Origin of the sequence: Kitasatospora sp. NPDC088783, assembly GCF_044750705.1 — a bacterium.
GTDB classification, from domain to species: Bacteria; Actinomycetota; Actinomycetes; order Streptomycetales; family Streptomycetaceae; genus Kitasatospora; species Kitasatospora fiedleri.
Genome location: NZ_JBIVKJ010000007.1, coordinates 381,209 through 396,178, shown reverse-complemented (window position 1 = coordinate 396,178; position 14,970 = coordinate 381,209). Strand labels below are relative to the sequence as shown.

Below are 14,970 nucleotides of genomic sequence, written 5' to 3'. Positions count from 1 at the left end.
CCACGTGGCGGGGCCGACGCCCACCCCGCTGGTGCACCGCCCGTGAGCGGCGGGGGCGGCGGACGGCGGTGGCGGACGGGCCGGGCTCGGTAGGCTGGGCGGCCATGGAAATCTGGATCAACCCGCGGTGCGGCAAGTGCCGCACCGCCCTGGGCGAACTCGACGCGGCCGGGGTGGAGTACACCGTGCGCCGCTACCTGGACGAGCCGCCGACCGCCGCCGAACTCACCGAAGTGCTGGGCCGGTTGGGCCTGGAGCCGTGGGACGTGGCCCGGCTGGACGAGGCCGTGGCCAAGGAACTGGGCCTGCGTTCCTGGGGCCGCGAGGAGGCCGACCGGGCCCGCTGGACGGCGGCGATGGCCGCGCACCCGGCGCTGATCCAGCGCCCGATCATCACCGCGGACGACGGCTACACCGTGATCGGGCGCACCCCGGACGCGCTGAAGGACGTCCTCGCGCACTGACGCTCCGCGCGCCGGGACTCCCTGCCGGGCCGACACCCGTGCGCCGACGCCCGTGCGCTGCCGCCCGTGCGCCGACACCCGTGCGCCGACACCCGTACGCTGCCGCCTCGCGCGCCGGAGTCCCGCGCGGGGCCCGCGGCCGGTCCCGTTCCGGGCGGTGACAGCGGGCTGACAGCGGTCTGTGAGCGGGCCCCGGCAGGCTGGGGCGGTCCATCCCCCGAGCCTGCCGGGAGCGCACCGTGTCCGACCTGCCGATCCGCCGTCTGACCGTCACCGGGGTGCACCGGCCCACGCCGCGGACCGCCCGGGTCACCTTCGCGCTGCCGCCCGGCGGGTTCGCCCTGGCCGGGCCCGACCAGCAGGTCAAGCTGTACTTCCCCCGCCCCGGCCAGGACGCCCCCGATCTCCCCGTCCCGGCCCCCGGCCAGGACCTGATGAGCTGGTACCACGCCTGCCACGCCGTCCCCGAGGACCGCCGCCCGTGGATGCGCTCCTTCACCCTGCGCGCCCACGACGCCGAACTCCACACCGTGGACGTCGACTTCGTCCTGCACGGCCCGGCCGGGACGGCCGGAGCGCCCGGAGCGGGCGGGGCGCCCGGAGCGGGCGGGGCGCCCGGGGCGGGCGGACCGGCCGCCGCGTGGGCCGCGCAGGCCCGGCCCGGGCAGGTGCTGGCGATGTTCGGGCCCTCCCCCGAGTTCGCCCGCCCGTTCCCGCTGGACGGCGGCCTGCCGCTGCTGTTCGCCTGCGACGAGTCCGCGCTGCCCGCCCTCGGCACCCTGGTCGAGGCCCTGCCGGCCGGCGCCCGGGCGCACGCCTGGATCGAGGTGGCCGGCCCCGAGGAGGAGCAACCCCTGCTCGGCTTCGGCGAGTTGACCGCCCACTGGGTCCACCGCGGGGACGCCCCCCACGGCACCCGCCTGATCGCCGCCCTGCGCACCGCCGAACTCCCGCCCACCCCCGGCCCCGCCTGGCTGGCCGGCGAGGCCACCACCGTCCGCGCCCTGCGCCGCCACCTGATCGAGGACCGCCGCCTCCCCCGCCCCACCGTCCACTCCACCGGCTACTGGCGCACCCGCCTCACCCAGGACGACGCCCCCACCCCCGAGGACCTCGCCGACGCCCAGGAGACCCTCCGCCAACTCCAGGGCAACTGAGCGCCGCCGCCCGCCGCCTGGAGGCCCAGCCGAAGCAGCGGACCGGCCCGCCGGGCGACGCGGAGACGGCCCTGCCGCCGGGGTGGCTGCACACTCTCCAGCAGCGGAAGTCTTCCTGACGCCACGTCAGACACCCTGCCTGGCGCGGGCCTCCGCCGTCACCGGCGTGAAGAAGTTGACCAGCGTGCCGTCCGGGTCGCGGAGCAGCAGTGAGCGGTTGCCCCACGGCAGGGTGGTCGGTCCGCTGACGAACTCCGCGCCGCCGTCGGCCAGTCGGCGGTGCAGCAGGTCGACGTCCTCGACCAGGAACTCGACGATGGCGCTGCGGTTCGCGGCCGGCTCGGCCGAGCCAGGCGCGAACAGCGGCACGGTACGGGTGCTGCCGATCGCCAACGTCCCGGCGGACGTGCGGAGTTCGGCGAAGTCGGGGGTGGCCCGGACGGCGGTCAGGCCGGTGGCCCGCTCGTAGAACGCGACCAGGCGGTCGACGTCGGCGGTGATCAGTCGGACGGAGACGAGGTGCATGCGGGGGCTCCCGTGCGGTCGGTGCGGTGATCCGGTGCGGCCGGTCCCGGTGCCGCTCCGCCCCCGGCCCCGGCCCGACAGGCGAGCAGGCGGGAGGAGCGGCGTCCGGGCCGGTGTTCCGGTGCGGTCGATACCGACGCTAACGGCGATACCGGACAGGATCCGCCCGGTATCGGGCAGGGATCGGAGGAGAATCGTCGGCATGACCCGACCCGTGGCCCGCGTGCTCACCCTGCTGGAGCTGCTGCAGTCCGGCGGTATCCGCACCGTCGCCGAGCTGGCCGAACGCCTGGAGGTGGACGAGCGCACCGTCCGCCGGTACGTCGCGCACCTGGTCGACCTCGACCTGCCGGTGGAGTCGGTCCGCGGGCGGTACGGCGGCTACCGGCTCGCGCCCGGACACCGGATGCCGCCGCTGATGCTGACCGACGAGGAGGCGCTGGCCGCCCTGTTCGGCCTGGTCGCCGCCGGGCGGGCGGGGCTGTCCGCCGCGTCCGCGACCGCGGGCGAGACGGCCGCCGCGAAGATCCGCCGGGTGCTGCCCCGTCGGCTCGCCCACCGGCTGGACGCCCTGCTGGAGGCACTGGCCTTCACCCCCGCGCCCGCTCCCCCGGCCCCCGCAGCCACCACGGCCGCCCCCGCCACCCCCGCCGCGCCCGATCCGGCGGCGCTGCTGACCGTCGCCGACGCGGTGCGCCACCGCCGTCCGCTGGCCTTCCGCTACACCGCCGCGGACGGCCGCACCGGTGAACGGGCCGTCGAGCCGCACGGGCTGGTGCTGCACGCGGGCCGCTGGTACCTGACCGGGCGGGACACCGGCGCCGACGCGGAGCGCCTGTTCCGCCTCGACCGGCTGGCCGCGCCCCGCCCGCTGCCGGGCACCTTCGACCCGCCCGCCGGGCCGGACCCGGCCGCGCGCGTCCTGCACGCGCTGGCCACCGCCCCGCACCGGCACCGCGTCCGGCTGCGGATCCGCGCGGACGCCGACCGGATCCACCGGCACCTGCCGCCCGGCCTGGCCCTGATCGACGGACCGGACCTCGACGGGCCGAACCCAGGCGGACCGAACCCAGGCGGGTCGAACCCCGGCGGACCGGACGTCGAAGGCTGGTCGGACGTCGAACTGCGGGTCGCCGAACTCGACTGGCTCCCGGCCGCGTTGGCGGCCATCGACCGCCCGTTCACGATCGAGGAACCGGCCGAACTCCGCCGCCTGGTCGCCGCGTTGGCCGATCGGCTCGCCGCCGCGGCCCGGCCTCCCGGCGACTGAATCGAACCGCCCCCGGGCGCTCAGCCCTTGCGGGCCGCGGCGGCGATCTTCGCGGTGGTGTGGAAGAACCGCGAAGTCGCCTGCCCGGTGTAGGACTTGGGGAAGGCGGTGGCCGGGTTGCCGTTCAGCCGGCCGTTGCGCAGGTACATCACCACGAACGCCGCGTCCGCCGTGGCGCCGATCAGCTCCCAGTCGCCCTTCGGCGAGGCGACCGGCAGCGCGGTCGCGACCTCGGGCGGCAGCGGCTCGGACAGGAACAGCACGCACAGCCGCCTGTCCTCACCGGGCTCCACCCCGGCGAACGGGTCGAGCGCGAGCAGCGCCTCGACCTCCTCGACCGTCCGCAGCATCACCGGCACCGGGTACCCGAGCCCGGCCGCCAGGCCCGCCTCGATCCGGGCCGCCAGCGCCGCCCGGTCGGTCTCCGCGCTGCGGAAGAACACGTTCCCGCTCTGGATGTACGTCCGCACGCCCTCCAGGCCGAGCCCCGCGAACAGCTCCCGCAGCCGGTCCATCGTCACGGTGCGTCCGCCGACGTTGACCGCCCGCAGGAAGGCGATGTAGGTCTCCATGCGGCCGAGTGTAGGCCGGGCCGCCGACACGTCCCGGGAACTGTCGGTCCCACCGCCTACACTGCGCGCCATGACGACCTGGCAGGAGTTCGAGCAGCAGGCACCCGACCTCGCCCAGCGGGTCCGGGCCCGTTTCGAGGCGCACAAGCACCACGTCCTCGCCACCCTTACCCGGGACGGCTCGCCCCGGGTGAGCGGCACCGAGGTCGACTTCCAGGGGCCCGAGCTGTTCCTCGGTTCGATGGCCGGCGCGGTCAAGGCGGCCGACCTGCGCCGGGACGGCCGCTGCGCGCTGCACTCCAACCCCGGGCCCGGCACCGACATGGTCGGCGGCGACGCCAAACTCTCGTTGCGCGCCGTCGAGTTGACCGACCCGGCGGAGATCGCGGCGTACGAGGCGGCACTGCCCGGGCCGCCGCCCGGCCCGTACCACGCGTTCCGGCTGGAGCTCACCGGGGCGGTGCTGACCGAGGTCGCGGACGACCACCTGGTGATCAGCAGCTGGCGCCCGGGCGAGGCCGTCCGGGTCGTCGAACGCCGGTAGCGCACGGCACGGCGGCGGCACCCGGCACACCGGTGGCCCCCCGTCCAGGACGAGGGGCCACCGCCGCGAGACCGCGGAACCGCAGGACCGCCGGAGCACCCGGCCGTCAGCCGTTGGGGAGGATCACCGCCCGGCCGTTGATCTTGCCCGCGTGCAGCCGCTCGTAGGCGAGCGGCGCCTCGTCGATGCCGTACGTCTCGACGTGCACGTCGACCGCGCCGGCCCGGGCCAGGTCGAGGACCTCGATCAGCTCGGCCCGGCTGCCCCAGTACGGGGAGGTGACGGAGACCTCGTACGGCAGCACGCCGAAGCCGACCGCCAGGCTGCCGCCGCCGATGCCCACCAGGGTGACGTCGCCCTCGACGGCGACCAGCTGCCCGGCCAGGGCCGTGGTGGGCGGGGCGCCGACGAAGTCGAAGACGGCCTGCGCGCCCAGCCCGGCGGTGAGTTCGCGCACCTTGCCGGCCGCCGCGCCGTCCGAGAGCACCGCCTCGTGCGCGCCCACGGTGCGGGCCAGCGCGAGCTTCTCCTCGGTGACGTCGAGCGCGATCACCCGGGCCGCGGTCATCGCCCGCAGCAGCTGGATCGCCACGTGCCCGAGGCCGCCGGTGCCGATCACCACGGCCGTGGAGCCGGGCACCAGCTTCGGCAGCGAGCGCTTGATCGCGTGGTATGGCGTCAGCCCGGCGTCGGTGAGCGGGACGGTGCGGACCGGGTCGAGGTCGCCGAGCGGGACGAGGTGGCGCGGGTCGTCGACCACCAGGTACTCGGCCATCGCGCCGGGCGCGCCCAGCCCGGGCGGCCGGATGCCCAGTTCGGTGGCGCGCAGGCAGTAGTTCTCCTTGCCCTCCGCGCACTTGGCGCAGCTGCCGCAGCCCCACGGGCCGTACACGGCGACCGACTCGCCCTCGGTGAAGCCGGTGACGCCCGCGCCGAGCGCGGCGATCGTGCCGACGCCCTCGTGGCCGAGGGTCAGCGGCAGCGGGAACGGCAGCTGCTCGGCCGACCAGCTCATCACGGCGATGTCGGAGTGGCAGACCCCGGCGGCGGTGACCTTGAGCAGGACCTGCCCGGGGCCGGGCTCGGGATCGGGGACGGTGACCACCTCGGGGTGGCCGCCGACGGTGCGGTACTGGACTGCCTTCATGTTCGACGCTCCTCTGCGCGCGGACCCCCGGAACGGAAACCCCCCCGGAACGGAACCCCCGGCGGTGGCTCAGCGGGCGGCGTAGCCGCCGTCGACCAGGTGGTAGCTGCCGGTGACGAAGGACGCCCGGTCGGACAGCAGGAAGACGGTCAGCTCGGCGACCTCCTCGGCCCGGCCGAGGCGCCCGGCGGGGTGCAGCGAGATCAGCAGCTCGCGGCCCTCGGGGTCGGTGTCCTTGAGCAGCGGGGTGTCGATGAAGCCGGGGCCGACCGCGTTGACCCGCACGCCCTGCGGGGCGTACTCGATCGCGGCGGTCTTGGTGAGGCCGACCACGCCGTGCTTGGCGGCCACGTACGCGGGCGAGCCGGCGAAGCCGTTGGTGCCGAGGATGGAGGCCATGTTGACGACCGAGCCGCCGCCGGCCGCCAGGATCTCCGGCAGTTCGTAGCGCAGCGAGTAGAAGACGCCGTCCAGGTTGGTGGCGAGCACCCGGCGCCACGCCTCGGGGTCGTACTCGCCGGTGGGGGCGACCGGGCCGCCGATGCCCGCGTTGTTGACGGCGAGGCTGAGCGGGCCGAGGCCGTCAACGGTGGCGCGGACGGCGGCCTCGACCGAGGCCGGGTCGGTGACGTCGAGCTGCACGGCCAGCGCCTTCGCGCCGGTGGCCTCCAGCGCGGCGACGGCCGCGCGGGCGCCGTCCAGGTTGTAGTCGGCGACGGCGACGTCGGCGCCGCGCTCGGCGAGCAGGGTGGCGGTGGCCAGGCCGATGCCGGAGGCGCCTCCGGTGACGAGGGCGGTGCGGCCGGCGAACTCCTGGGTGGTCATGGGTGGTTCCTCTCGTACGCCGCGCGCGGGTGGGCGCGGGTGGTGCTGTTCCCGTCCGGCGGGTGGCCGGCGGGTGGTCTGCGGGGGTCGGGCGGCCCGGGAGCGGCCCGGGTCGGCCGGTCCGGGGGCGGTCAGCTCGGGGGTTCGGCCGCGGCCAGGTCGAAGGCGCGGTCGAGCAGGGTGGGCAGGTCGCCCGCGGGGTCGCGCACCCAGGTGCGGGTGGCGGCGTGCAGGGCGGCCACGCCGAGGCCGACGGCGACGGCGGGCCGCAGGTCGGTCTCCGGGTGCAGGCCGAGCCGGGCGGCGACCAGCCGGATCGAGCGCTCCTCCTCGGTGACCGCGATCCGCCGGAACGCGGCGGTCAGCGCGGGCTCCTCGTCGATCAGGACGAACAGGTCGCGCATGCCGGGACGGCGGTGCCAGGCGGGGTGCTCGGGGTCGGGGTCGTGCAGCCAGGCGGCGACGGCGGCCCGGTAGGCGGCGACCGGCGGTTCGGCGGCGGGCCGGGCGGCGAGCGCCTCGTTGATCCGGGCGAAGTCGGCGCGCAGGCAGTCCAGGACGGCGTCCTCGCGGGAGCCGAAGTGGCGGCTGAAGGTGCGGCGGGAGACGTCGGCGGCGTCCGTGACGTCCTCCACGGCGAGGGCGGCGAAGCCGTGCGCCAGGGTGAGGCGCAGCGCGGCGGCGGCCATCGTCTCGCGGGTGCGGCGGGCCTTGCGGTCGCGCCGCCCGCGCTCCTCCCGGGACGGCCCCGCCCCGGACGGCCCCGCCTCAGGCAACTCTGCCCCGGGCGGCGCGGTGTCGTACGCAGCGGGTTCGTCGGTGCCGCGCGGCCCGGGGACGCCCAAGGTGTCGGCGGGCGCGGACTCGGCGCGCGGTGCGGACCGGTCGGTGCTCATGGCCCCACCGTACTCCTGAAAATGTCCCGGCGGGACATCAGTCCTGCCGGGACATCACGACCCGATCGGTCGGCCCGCGCCCCGGAGGCCGGCTATTGCCCGGCCGGCCCCCACAGCCGGTCGGTGCAGCGGGCGTACGTGTCGTGGTGCCGGTTCAGAGGTTCTCCAGCCGCTCCTCGTAGGCGAGGGAGTTCGGCCCCCAGCCGTCCACCTCGTTGCCGTGGACGTCGACCGTGGCGTCCATGTAGCCCAGGGCGTACAGCACCGCTTCGGCCACTAGCTTGGCATCGTCGTCATCGATGGTGTGGGCGGCGTAGCGCAGGGAGTTCTGCACCTGTCCGGAGAGGTTGGCGGCAACCCCGAGCACGGAGAAGCCGGACATGGTCAGGCCGGTGTCCGCCAGGGCCTGGTGGCCGCCCCGCAGGATCTCGACCGCGGCATCGACCGCCTCCTCGAAGTACGTCGAGGCGTACACGAAGTCGCCCTGCCGACGGACGGCCAGGAAGCCGCGTTCGATGAGCCAGGCCCGCAGCTGCGGCACCCGCAGGACCAGCCGCTCGGCTGCCTCCACCTGCCGGACGGTGGAAGCCCCGCGCATCAGGAGCTGCTCGAGTTCGGTCGGATCCTCGGGGAGACGGTTGGCGCGCTCCATGGTTGAAAGCCTTTCCATCGGTGCGGTGGGGCCGCCGGAACGCCCGTGATCGGTGGCGTCCCGGCGGCCTCGGGTGGTGTCACGGCCCGTCATGGTACGGGCGCGCTGGTGTTACGGGGCTGCCCCCGTGCCCGGGAAGTCGATCTCGCCGGGAGCGGCACCCGGCTCCGGGATCTTCTCGTCGAGCCAGCCCTGGGCCCGCGCCGGCAGTTGACCGGTGCTGCCCGCGCTGGGATCGGGATTGCCGTCCGCGGGCACCCGCAGCTCGACGGCCTTGCCCTCGTTCGCCTTCTTGGAGACCTGGTACTTGATGTAGGGACCATGGTGCACGGGATCGCCGTACGCGCTCGGGTCGCCCTTCTCCCACATGATCGTCACGCCGGACTCGCCCGGCATGCGGTACAGGTCGCCTTCGCCACCGGTGGCGGCCCGCTCATTCATCGGCTGGTGAACGAAACCGGCCTCCTCGGCCAGCAAGCGCACCTCCTCCCGGGTCGCCCCGCGCATGGACTGCGGGTCCTTGAGGCTGCGCACGGTTCCGGTCTCGGTGACCTCCATCGCACCGTTCTCGAACATGTCCCCGCTGCCGCCGCCATCTAGCGCCCCGGAGGCGCCCATGCCCAGCGCGCCGATCATGTACGGGGTGCAGTCGCTGCTCACGCGACAGGCCGCCCGCCAGGTGCGGTACTCCTCATCCGCGTCCTTCGGCAGGTGGCCGAACCGGGCGACCTCGTGCTCCCAGGCCGCCTTCAGGCCTGCGGCGTGCGGGTTGCCGGCGGCGATCGAGACGTGCTGGCTGATCCGGACCTGGCCGGCCTGCTTGGCCGCCCGCTGCTCCTCGAAGTACTTCTCGGTGTCGGCGTTGGCCTGGTTGATGATGTCGATGTTGTGCTGGACACAGGCCGCACCGCAGTCGCCCGGCTCGATCGAATCGGCCCTCAGACCGGTCGGATCGGCCCCGGTGACCGGATCGTTCCCGGAGTAGGCGTACCCGTTGGTCTGGTTGGGATCACCGGACTCGAGGAGCGGGTCGACGCTGAGGAACCGGCCGATGACCGGGTCGTACTCCCGGGCGCCGAGGTTCTCCAGCCCGGTGACGGCGTCCTTGTGACCACCGACATAGCCGAGGTCGCCGCCCACCCAGGTCGAACTCGTACCGCGGGCGGTGCCGAACGGCAGGAACTGACGGCGGGTCACCGCCTGGCTGGAGGCGTCGACCGCGAGCTGGTCGCTGCCCTGCCGGTCCGGGATCAGGTACGAGACGGTGCCCGCACTGGTCCGGGAGGCGACGGTGGCACCGGCGATGCCGTAGAAGCGGGTACCACTGGCCGTCTGCGTGCCGGTGTCGTACACCAGTTGGGCGTCGCCCGCGTACAGCGTGGTGCTGCCCGGACCGCGGCGCACCAGCAGGCTGCCGTCGGCGTCGTAGACGTAGTACGTGGTGCCGGCGCTGGTGGTGTCGGTGTCCAGCTTGCCCCGGGTGTTCCAGCTCAGTGTCTGGTTGCCCAGGACCCCACCGGTGATGCTGGTGGTGTTGCCGGCCGTGTCGTAGTGGTAGGTGGCCGTGTTGTCCGTGGCGGCCGGGCCGGTGGCGGTGGTGCCGGTCAGCGTGTGGGGCTGGTCCGTGGCGGAGCCGGCGGCCGGGTAGCTGTAGGTGGTGGTGGTGTCGTTGGTGATGCTCCCGGCGGGGTTGTGGTCGGTCTGGGTGGTGCGGTTGCCGGCGGCGTCGTAGGTCCAGGACTGCCAGTACGGACTGACCGGGCCGCCGACGCCGGCGCTGCTGCCCGGGGCGGGCGTGGCGGCGCAGTTGTCGGTCGCGGACCATGCCTGCTGGACCCGGTCGGCGTAGTCGTACTGGAAGCACTGGGTGTCGACGGCGGTGCCGGCGTTCCGGCTGTCGACGACCGAGGTCAGCAGGCCGGCGCCCTTGGAGACGCTGGAGTTGCCGAAGTTGTACCGCAGGTCGTCGATGGTGCCGGAGACCGTGGAGGCCTTGGTCTGCACGTCCGTCAGGTTGTGCGTCTGCGGGTCGTAGGTCAGGTCGGTCCAGACCTGACTGGTCGTCGGGCCCATCCGGTACTCGACCGGCTGGCCCTCGTTGCTGTAGCCGACGGAGCTCACGTAGGTCCAGCTGGCGCCGCCGCTGGAGCCGAGTTGGGTGGGCCTGCCGAACTGGTCGTACTGGTAGGTGAGGGTCTCGGCCGGCAGACCGTCCTCGGCGGGGTCGTTCTGGGTCTTCAGCGCACCGGTGAGGGTGTAGCCGTAGGTGGTGGTCAGGCCGGCGGCCGGGATGAGGCCGGCGGCCTCGCCGGTCAGCGTGACCTTGGAGGCGGAGGGCTTGCCGAGGCTGTTGTAGGCCAGCACGGCGGAGGTGTAGGTGTCACCGTTGGAGTAGGAGGTACTGGAGGTCAGCATCCCCTTCTTGAGGGTGTCGTAGACCCAGCCCGCCAGCTTGTTGGCGCTGGTGAGCGCCTGGGTGGTGGTCGTGTCGTAGACGCCGGTCCTGCGGCCGTCAGCGTCGTAGGTGGTCGTGCTCTGCCGGCCGCGCGCGTCGGTCGAGGTGGTCAGCTGACCGGCCGCGTCGTAGCCGAGCACCGCGTGGCCGGTGTCCGGATCGTAGTTGTCGGTGCGCTTGCCGAGCAGGTTGTATCCCCACGACCAGGTGTTGCCGGCCGGGTCCCGCTCGGTGGCCTTCTGGCCGTCCGGGGTGTAGGTGTACTTGGTGTCGGTGTAGTCGGCCGGCGGGTCGGTGACGTAGTCCGTCGGCATCCCGGCCTTGTACTGGATCAGGTCGGTCTGGCGGCCCCGGGCGTCCACCACGCTGGTGCTCGGCGTCCGGCCGGCCGGCGGCACGACGGTGGTGAAGTTCCCGCCGTACGTGGTGGTGGTGTGCCAGGTCTCGGTGCCGTTCGCGTAGGCCGTGGAGGTGACCCGGCGGCCGGCGCCGTCGTAGGCGAAGCCTAGGGCCGATGGCACGTCACCGATCTGGGCCTGCACGTACGTGCCGTCGACCGGCGCGCCGTTGTAGTAGGAATCGGTGGTCACGGACTTCCAACCGTCCGTGTTGTAGATCGTGTCGGTGATCATCCGGCCGCCGCCGACGAGTTGCGTCTGGGTCTCCCGGGCCCGCAGCAGCGCGTCGTACAACACCTCGGTCTGCCGGTACGTCGAATCGTCGTTGAGGGTGTAGGTGGAGACCGTGGACGCCGCCGAGTTGCTGACCGTGTAGCCGTACTTCAGGTTCGGCGGGTTCGGCGCGGATTGACCGGGCAGGTAGACCGCGGTGACCCGGCCCAGCGCGTCGTACTTCTCGGAGGTCACCTAGCCGGCCGGGTCGGTCTTGCTGACCGGCAGTCCGCGCAACGCGTCGTAGTTCGTGGTGGTGACCTGCAGCAGCGGGTCGGTGACGGCGACCGAGGTCGGAGCCGCGCCGGTGGCCGGGGTGTAGGTGGTGCCGGTCTTCCGGCCCAGCGCGTCCGAGGTGGACGTGGTCCGGCCGTACTGGTCCACGGTCGCGCTCGTCAGCGTGGTGAAGACCGGCGTCGGACCGGTGTAGGACGTCGCCTTCTGGCTCATCGTCACATCGCCCACCGCCGGTGCGGCGCCCGAGGTGGTCGAGGAGTCGTAGAAGGCCAGGGCGTCGGAGACGGCGTTGGCCGGGAGGCTGGGTGTGGTGGCGCAGTCGACCGAGACGGTCTTCACCTCGGCGGTCTTGTCGAGGATCCAGGCGGTGGTGTTGTCCGCGAACGAGACGGTGGTGCACAGGTCGTCGGCGGTGGTGGCGGTGTCGCCCTGGTCGTTGATGGCCGTCACCCGGCCGTAGCCGTCGTGGGTGAAGTCCTTCTCGGTGACCCGGGTCGAGCCCGAGGCCAGCGGGGTGTAGACCCTGATGTCCGCGTCCCCGGTGTGGAACGCCTGCTGCGCGGGCAGTCCGCCGCTCGGGGCGTGGGTCGCGCTGGCGCCGGAGATCCACGGGTCGGTGACCGAGTCGGTGACCGTGGCGGTGCCGTTGAAGGTCTGGATCTCGTAGACCTTTCCCGCGTACGGGTCGAGGTCGGTGACGGCCGGGTCGCCCCGGGAGTCGGATACGGAGGCGCTGCGCACACCACTGTTCGGCAGGATGTCGCCGTTCATGCCGCGGAAATAGGTGTACTGGGTCTTGGTGATCGGATCCGGTGCCGTGCCGGTGGAGACGATCATGCCCGAGTAGCCGCGCCACTGGTCCCAGGTGCGCTGGTTGGCGGGCGTGGTCGGGTCGGTGTTGTAGTGCCAGGCGGGGGTGCCGACGGGGGTGTAGCTGGTGACGATGGTGTCGTGGGCGCTACCGCCGGTCGGGTCCTGCTCGGTGACGTTGGTGACGATGAACTTGTTGAACCAGTCCAGCATCGGGTTGGCCTGGCCGGTCGGCGTCCAGTAGTCCGGGTAGCAGCGCTTGGTGTTCTGCGAGGCGTCGGCCGGGGTGCCGCCCGCGCAGTCGGGAGCCGAGTAGTTGACCGTGATGGTCTCACCGCTCTCGGTGGTGATCCCGGTCAACCGCTGACGGGTGATCGGCGGGTAGCCGTTGGTCACGTTGACCCGGTTCGACAGCGGACGGCCCGTGAAGGTCTCCGCCGGCAGGGTGAGCGCGGCGGTCGAGCCGCCCGCGCTGATGTCCTGCCCGCTGTGGGTGATGGTGCTCAGCCACAGGGCCGGCTTGGTGGAGTCGCCGGTGGGCGGGAACGAGTAGGTGAACGCCCAGGAGTCGACATTGGTCTCGGTGGTGCCGACCAGCGCCTGGGTCTGCACGCCGGTCAACTCGTACTCCGTCCAGAAGGACGGCGCCTGACTCTGGCAGCTCGCACCCATCGCGCAGTTGAGGTCGTAGGGCACGTCGGGCCAGTTGGCGGCGCTGGCGGAGTTGAGCGTCGAGACGTTGCAGCCGGTGGCGGCCGTGCTGCAGCGGCCGTTGACGCTGAAGAGTACCTGACCGGCGGGCTGGGTCGAGTAGACCTGGCCTGCCCGCTGTCCGTACTGGATCTTCGACAGGTAGCCGCCGCGGGTGTAGCCGACGGTCGCTGTACTGGCCATGTGGGCCGCGTAGGCGTTCTGCTCGGTGGTGTAGAAGTACGAGGTGACGTCTTGGTGGGGGTCCACGATGTAGTCGAGGTTCCACCGGTACGCCTGCTGGCACCAGGAGTTGGCGAAGGTCGCGTTGTAGCAGGGCTGGCCGGCGTCCGTGGCGTAGACCGGCTCGGTCCAGACCGAGTTGGTCGTCGCGTTGCCCGAGGCCCAGCCCGGCAGCTGGTTGAGGCCGAAGTAGTACTGGACGCCGTCGGCGGTGGTCACCCGGAAGTACTCGCCGCCCTGCGCCCCGTTGGTGGCGCCGGTCAGGTACTCGACCCGCTCGTTGGCATCGTCCTGTGCCCGGTAGACACCGGTGTTGTCGTCCTTGACCAGCGTGGTCGAGGACCCGTTGAGCGAGAGCGTCAGGGTGTTCCTGGCCGACCAGCAGACGTCCCAGGTCTGGGTGGCGCCCGCCGGGTTCTGGTGGCACGAGGCATAGGAGCGCTCGACGAAGGACTTCGGCAACTGCCAGCCGTCACCGGCCAGGGATGCCTGGTCGTTGGTGGAGGAGGTGAGGCCGTCCACCGTCTGGGAGTTGTAGCCGAGGCTGAGCTTGGGCTCCTGGCCGCCCGGCACGGCGGGGACCGGCAGCGGGTAGCTCCAGGTGAAGGCGTCCGAGGAACCGCCGGCCTGCCAAGATCCGGAGGCCCGCAGATCGGTCGCGGTGAAGTCGCCGCCACCACCGCCCGCGCCGCCCGCGCCGGACCCGGTGGCCGCGAGCACCATCGGGGCGGAAGCCGTCATTCTCCGGGCTGCCCACGGGGACGCCGCCTTGGCAGAGCCGGACGCCGGGACCTGGACGTCCGCCTCCAGCCGCTGGTTCTTCGCGTCGTTGGTGAAGTGCACCGGCGTGCGGGTACGGCAGCCCGGGTCCTGCGGCGTGGTCAGCGCGCAGGCCGGCAGCTCGACGAGCGCCAGCCGGGAGCCCCAGTCGCCGCCGAAGGCGTCCTGGAACTGCTGGTAGGAAAGCGAGAGGTGCGCCGCGCCCGGAGCGTCCGTGCCGTCGGCGCGCTGGACCGAGAGCAGCACGCCGCTGACGCCGGCAGCGGTCGCGGTGTCGTGCGGGGCCACCGTCACGTGCACCTTGGCCGGTGTGGCGGCGGTCGGCAAGTGCTGCGCGGCCGAGAGCCGGACCGGGAGCCCCAGTCGCCGCCGAAGGCGTCCTGGAACTGCTGGTAGGAAAGCGAGAGGTGCGCCGCGCCCGGAGCGTCCGTGCCGTCGGCGCGCTGGACCGAGAGCAGCACGCCGCTGACGCCGGCAGCGGTCGCGGTGTCGTGCGGGGCCACCGTCACGTGCACCTTGGCCGGTGTGGCGGCGGTCGGCAAGTGCTGCGCGGCCGAGAGCCGGACCGGGAGCGAACCGGCCTGCCCGGCGGTCGCAGCGGTCGCGCCGACCGTGGCGTCGGCCGTGCCGCTCGGCCAGCTGGTCCTGGTGGGCTGCCAGGCGCCCATGGGCTTGGGCTTCTCGTAGTGGCTCTTGACCGGGGCCACCGGCACCGAGCGCTCAGCCGGCCTGGCAGGAGTCGCCGGTCGTCTCTCGGCAGCGAGGACGAGCGGTGAGCCGATGAGCGTGCCGGCGGCGATACTTCCCGTCAGCAGTGCGGCCAACAGCGCGCGTGGCGCTGTTCGTCTACGGTTCAGTGGCCGGTCCCCCGGACCACTGGTTCTCGTCGGGTGCTGCCCGAACGCCATCGTCGCGCCCCTCATGTCATGGCGGTTTCCGCCAAATCCGGCAGGGAAAGTACCAGAGGTTCAGAGAACGACGAAAGCGCCCTTCACAACAGAAAGGCCATGCGCATGCGATTCTTTTCCGTCG

General features: G+C 73.2%; 13 protein-coding genes. 4 read left to right on the top strand and 9 right to left on the bottom strand.

Annotation, left to right across the window (positions count from 1 at the left end; genetic code table 11):
• Positions 1–104 precede the first annotated feature (104 nt).
• Together ACIP60_RS21975 and ACIP60_RS21970 are read left to right on the top strand one after the other, a co-directional pair.
• Positions 105–464 (top strand): arsenate reductase family protein, encoded by a 360-nt coding sequence (locus tag ACIP60_RS21975; RefSeq protein ID WP_111553046.1) that lies wholly within the window; start codon positions 105–107, stop codon positions 462–464.
• 239 nt (positions 465–703) lie between these two features.
• Positions 704–1,621, top strand: coding sequence for a siderophore-interacting protein (locus ACIP60_RS21970; RefSeq protein ID WP_400686918.1), 918 nt, complete (start codon positions 704–706; stop codon positions 1,619–1,621).
• 126 nt (positions 1,622–1,747) lie between these two features.
• Here ACIP60_RS21970 and ACIP60_RS21965 read toward each other — a convergent pair whose 3' ends face one another.
• Positions 1,748–2,146, bottom strand: coding sequence for a VOC family protein (locus ACIP60_RS21965; RefSeq protein ID WP_400686916.1), 399 nt, complete (start codon positions 2,144–2,146; stop codon positions 1,748–1,750).
• A gap of 202 nt (positions 2,147–2,348) precedes the next feature.
• Between ACIP60_RS21965 and ACIP60_RS21960 the strand changes: the two genes are divergently transcribed.
• A complete protein-coding gene (locus ACIP60_RS21960; RefSeq protein WP_400686914.1) occupies positions 2,349–3,416 on the top strand; it encodes a helix-turn-helix transcriptional regulator in 1,068 nt (355 codons plus the stop codon).
• A gap of 20 nt (positions 3,417–3,436) precedes the next feature.
• Here ACIP60_RS21960 and ACIP60_RS21955 read toward each other — a convergent pair whose 3' ends face one another.
• Positions 3,437–3,988, bottom strand: a complete 552-nt coding sequence (locus ACIP60_RS21955; RefSeq protein ID WP_400686912.1) for a DUF1697 domain-containing protein — start codon at positions 3,986–3,988, stop codon at positions 3,437–3,439.
• A gap of 70 nt (positions 3,989–4,058) precedes the next feature.
• Here ACIP60_RS21955 and ACIP60_RS21950 point away from each other — a divergent pair, with 70 nt between their 5' ends.
• Positions 4,059–4,532, top strand: a complete 474-nt coding sequence (locus tag ACIP60_RS21950; RefSeq protein WP_100835920.1) for a pyridoxamine 5'-phosphate oxidase family protein — start codon at positions 4,059–4,061, stop codon at positions 4,530–4,532.
• A gap of 106 nt (positions 4,533–4,638) precedes the next feature.
• Here the strand turns inward: ACIP60_RS21950 and ACIP60_RS21945 are convergent, their stop codons facing one another.
• The 7 genes from ACIP60_RS21945 to ACIP60_RS21915 form a co-directional block, all read right to left on the bottom strand.
• Positions 4,639–5,679, bottom strand: a complete 1,041-nt coding sequence (locus ACIP60_RS21945) for an NAD(P)-dependent alcohol dehydrogenase (protein WP_400686910.1) — start codon at positions 5,677–5,679, stop codon at positions 4,639–4,641.
• A 69-nt stretch (positions 5,680–5,748) separates the two neighbouring features.
• Complete coding sequence (locus ACIP60_RS21940) at positions 5,749–6,504, bottom strand: SDR family NAD(P)-dependent oxidoreductase (protein ID WP_400686908.1); 756 nt, start codon at positions 6,502–6,504, stop codon at positions 5,749–5,751.
• Positions 6,505–6,635: 131 nt separating this feature from the next.
• Positions 6,636–7,400 carry a TetR family transcriptional regulator gene (locus ACIP60_RS21935; protein ID WP_400686906.1) on the bottom strand — a complete coding sequence of 255 codons (765 nt, stop codon included), beginning with the start codon at positions 7,398–7,400 and terminating at the stop codon, positions 6,636–6,638.
• 154 nt (positions 7,401–7,554) lie between these two features.
• Entirely contained in the window at positions 7,555–8,052 is a 498-nt protein-coding gene (locus ACIP60_RS21930; RefSeq protein ID WP_400686904.1) for a hypothetical protein, read from the bottom strand.
• A gap of 111 nt (positions 8,053–8,163) precedes the next feature.
• Positions 8,164–11,373, bottom strand: coding sequence for an RHS repeat domain-containing protein (locus tag ACIP60_RS21925; protein WP_400686902.1), 3,210 nt, complete (start codon positions 11,371–11,373; stop codon positions 8,164–8,166).
• Positions 11,374–14,226: a hypothetical protein gene (locus ACIP60_RS21920; protein ID WP_400686900.1), complete on the bottom strand. Its 2,853-nt coding sequence runs from the start codon at positions 14,224–14,226 to the stop codon at positions 11,374–11,376.
• Between the two features lie 2 nt (positions 14,227–14,228).
• Complete coding sequence (locus ACIP60_RS21915) at positions 14,229–14,651, bottom strand: hypothetical protein (protein WP_400686898.1); 423 nt, start codon at positions 14,649–14,651, stop codon at positions 14,229–14,231.
• Positions 14,652–14,970: the final 319 nt, after the last annotated feature.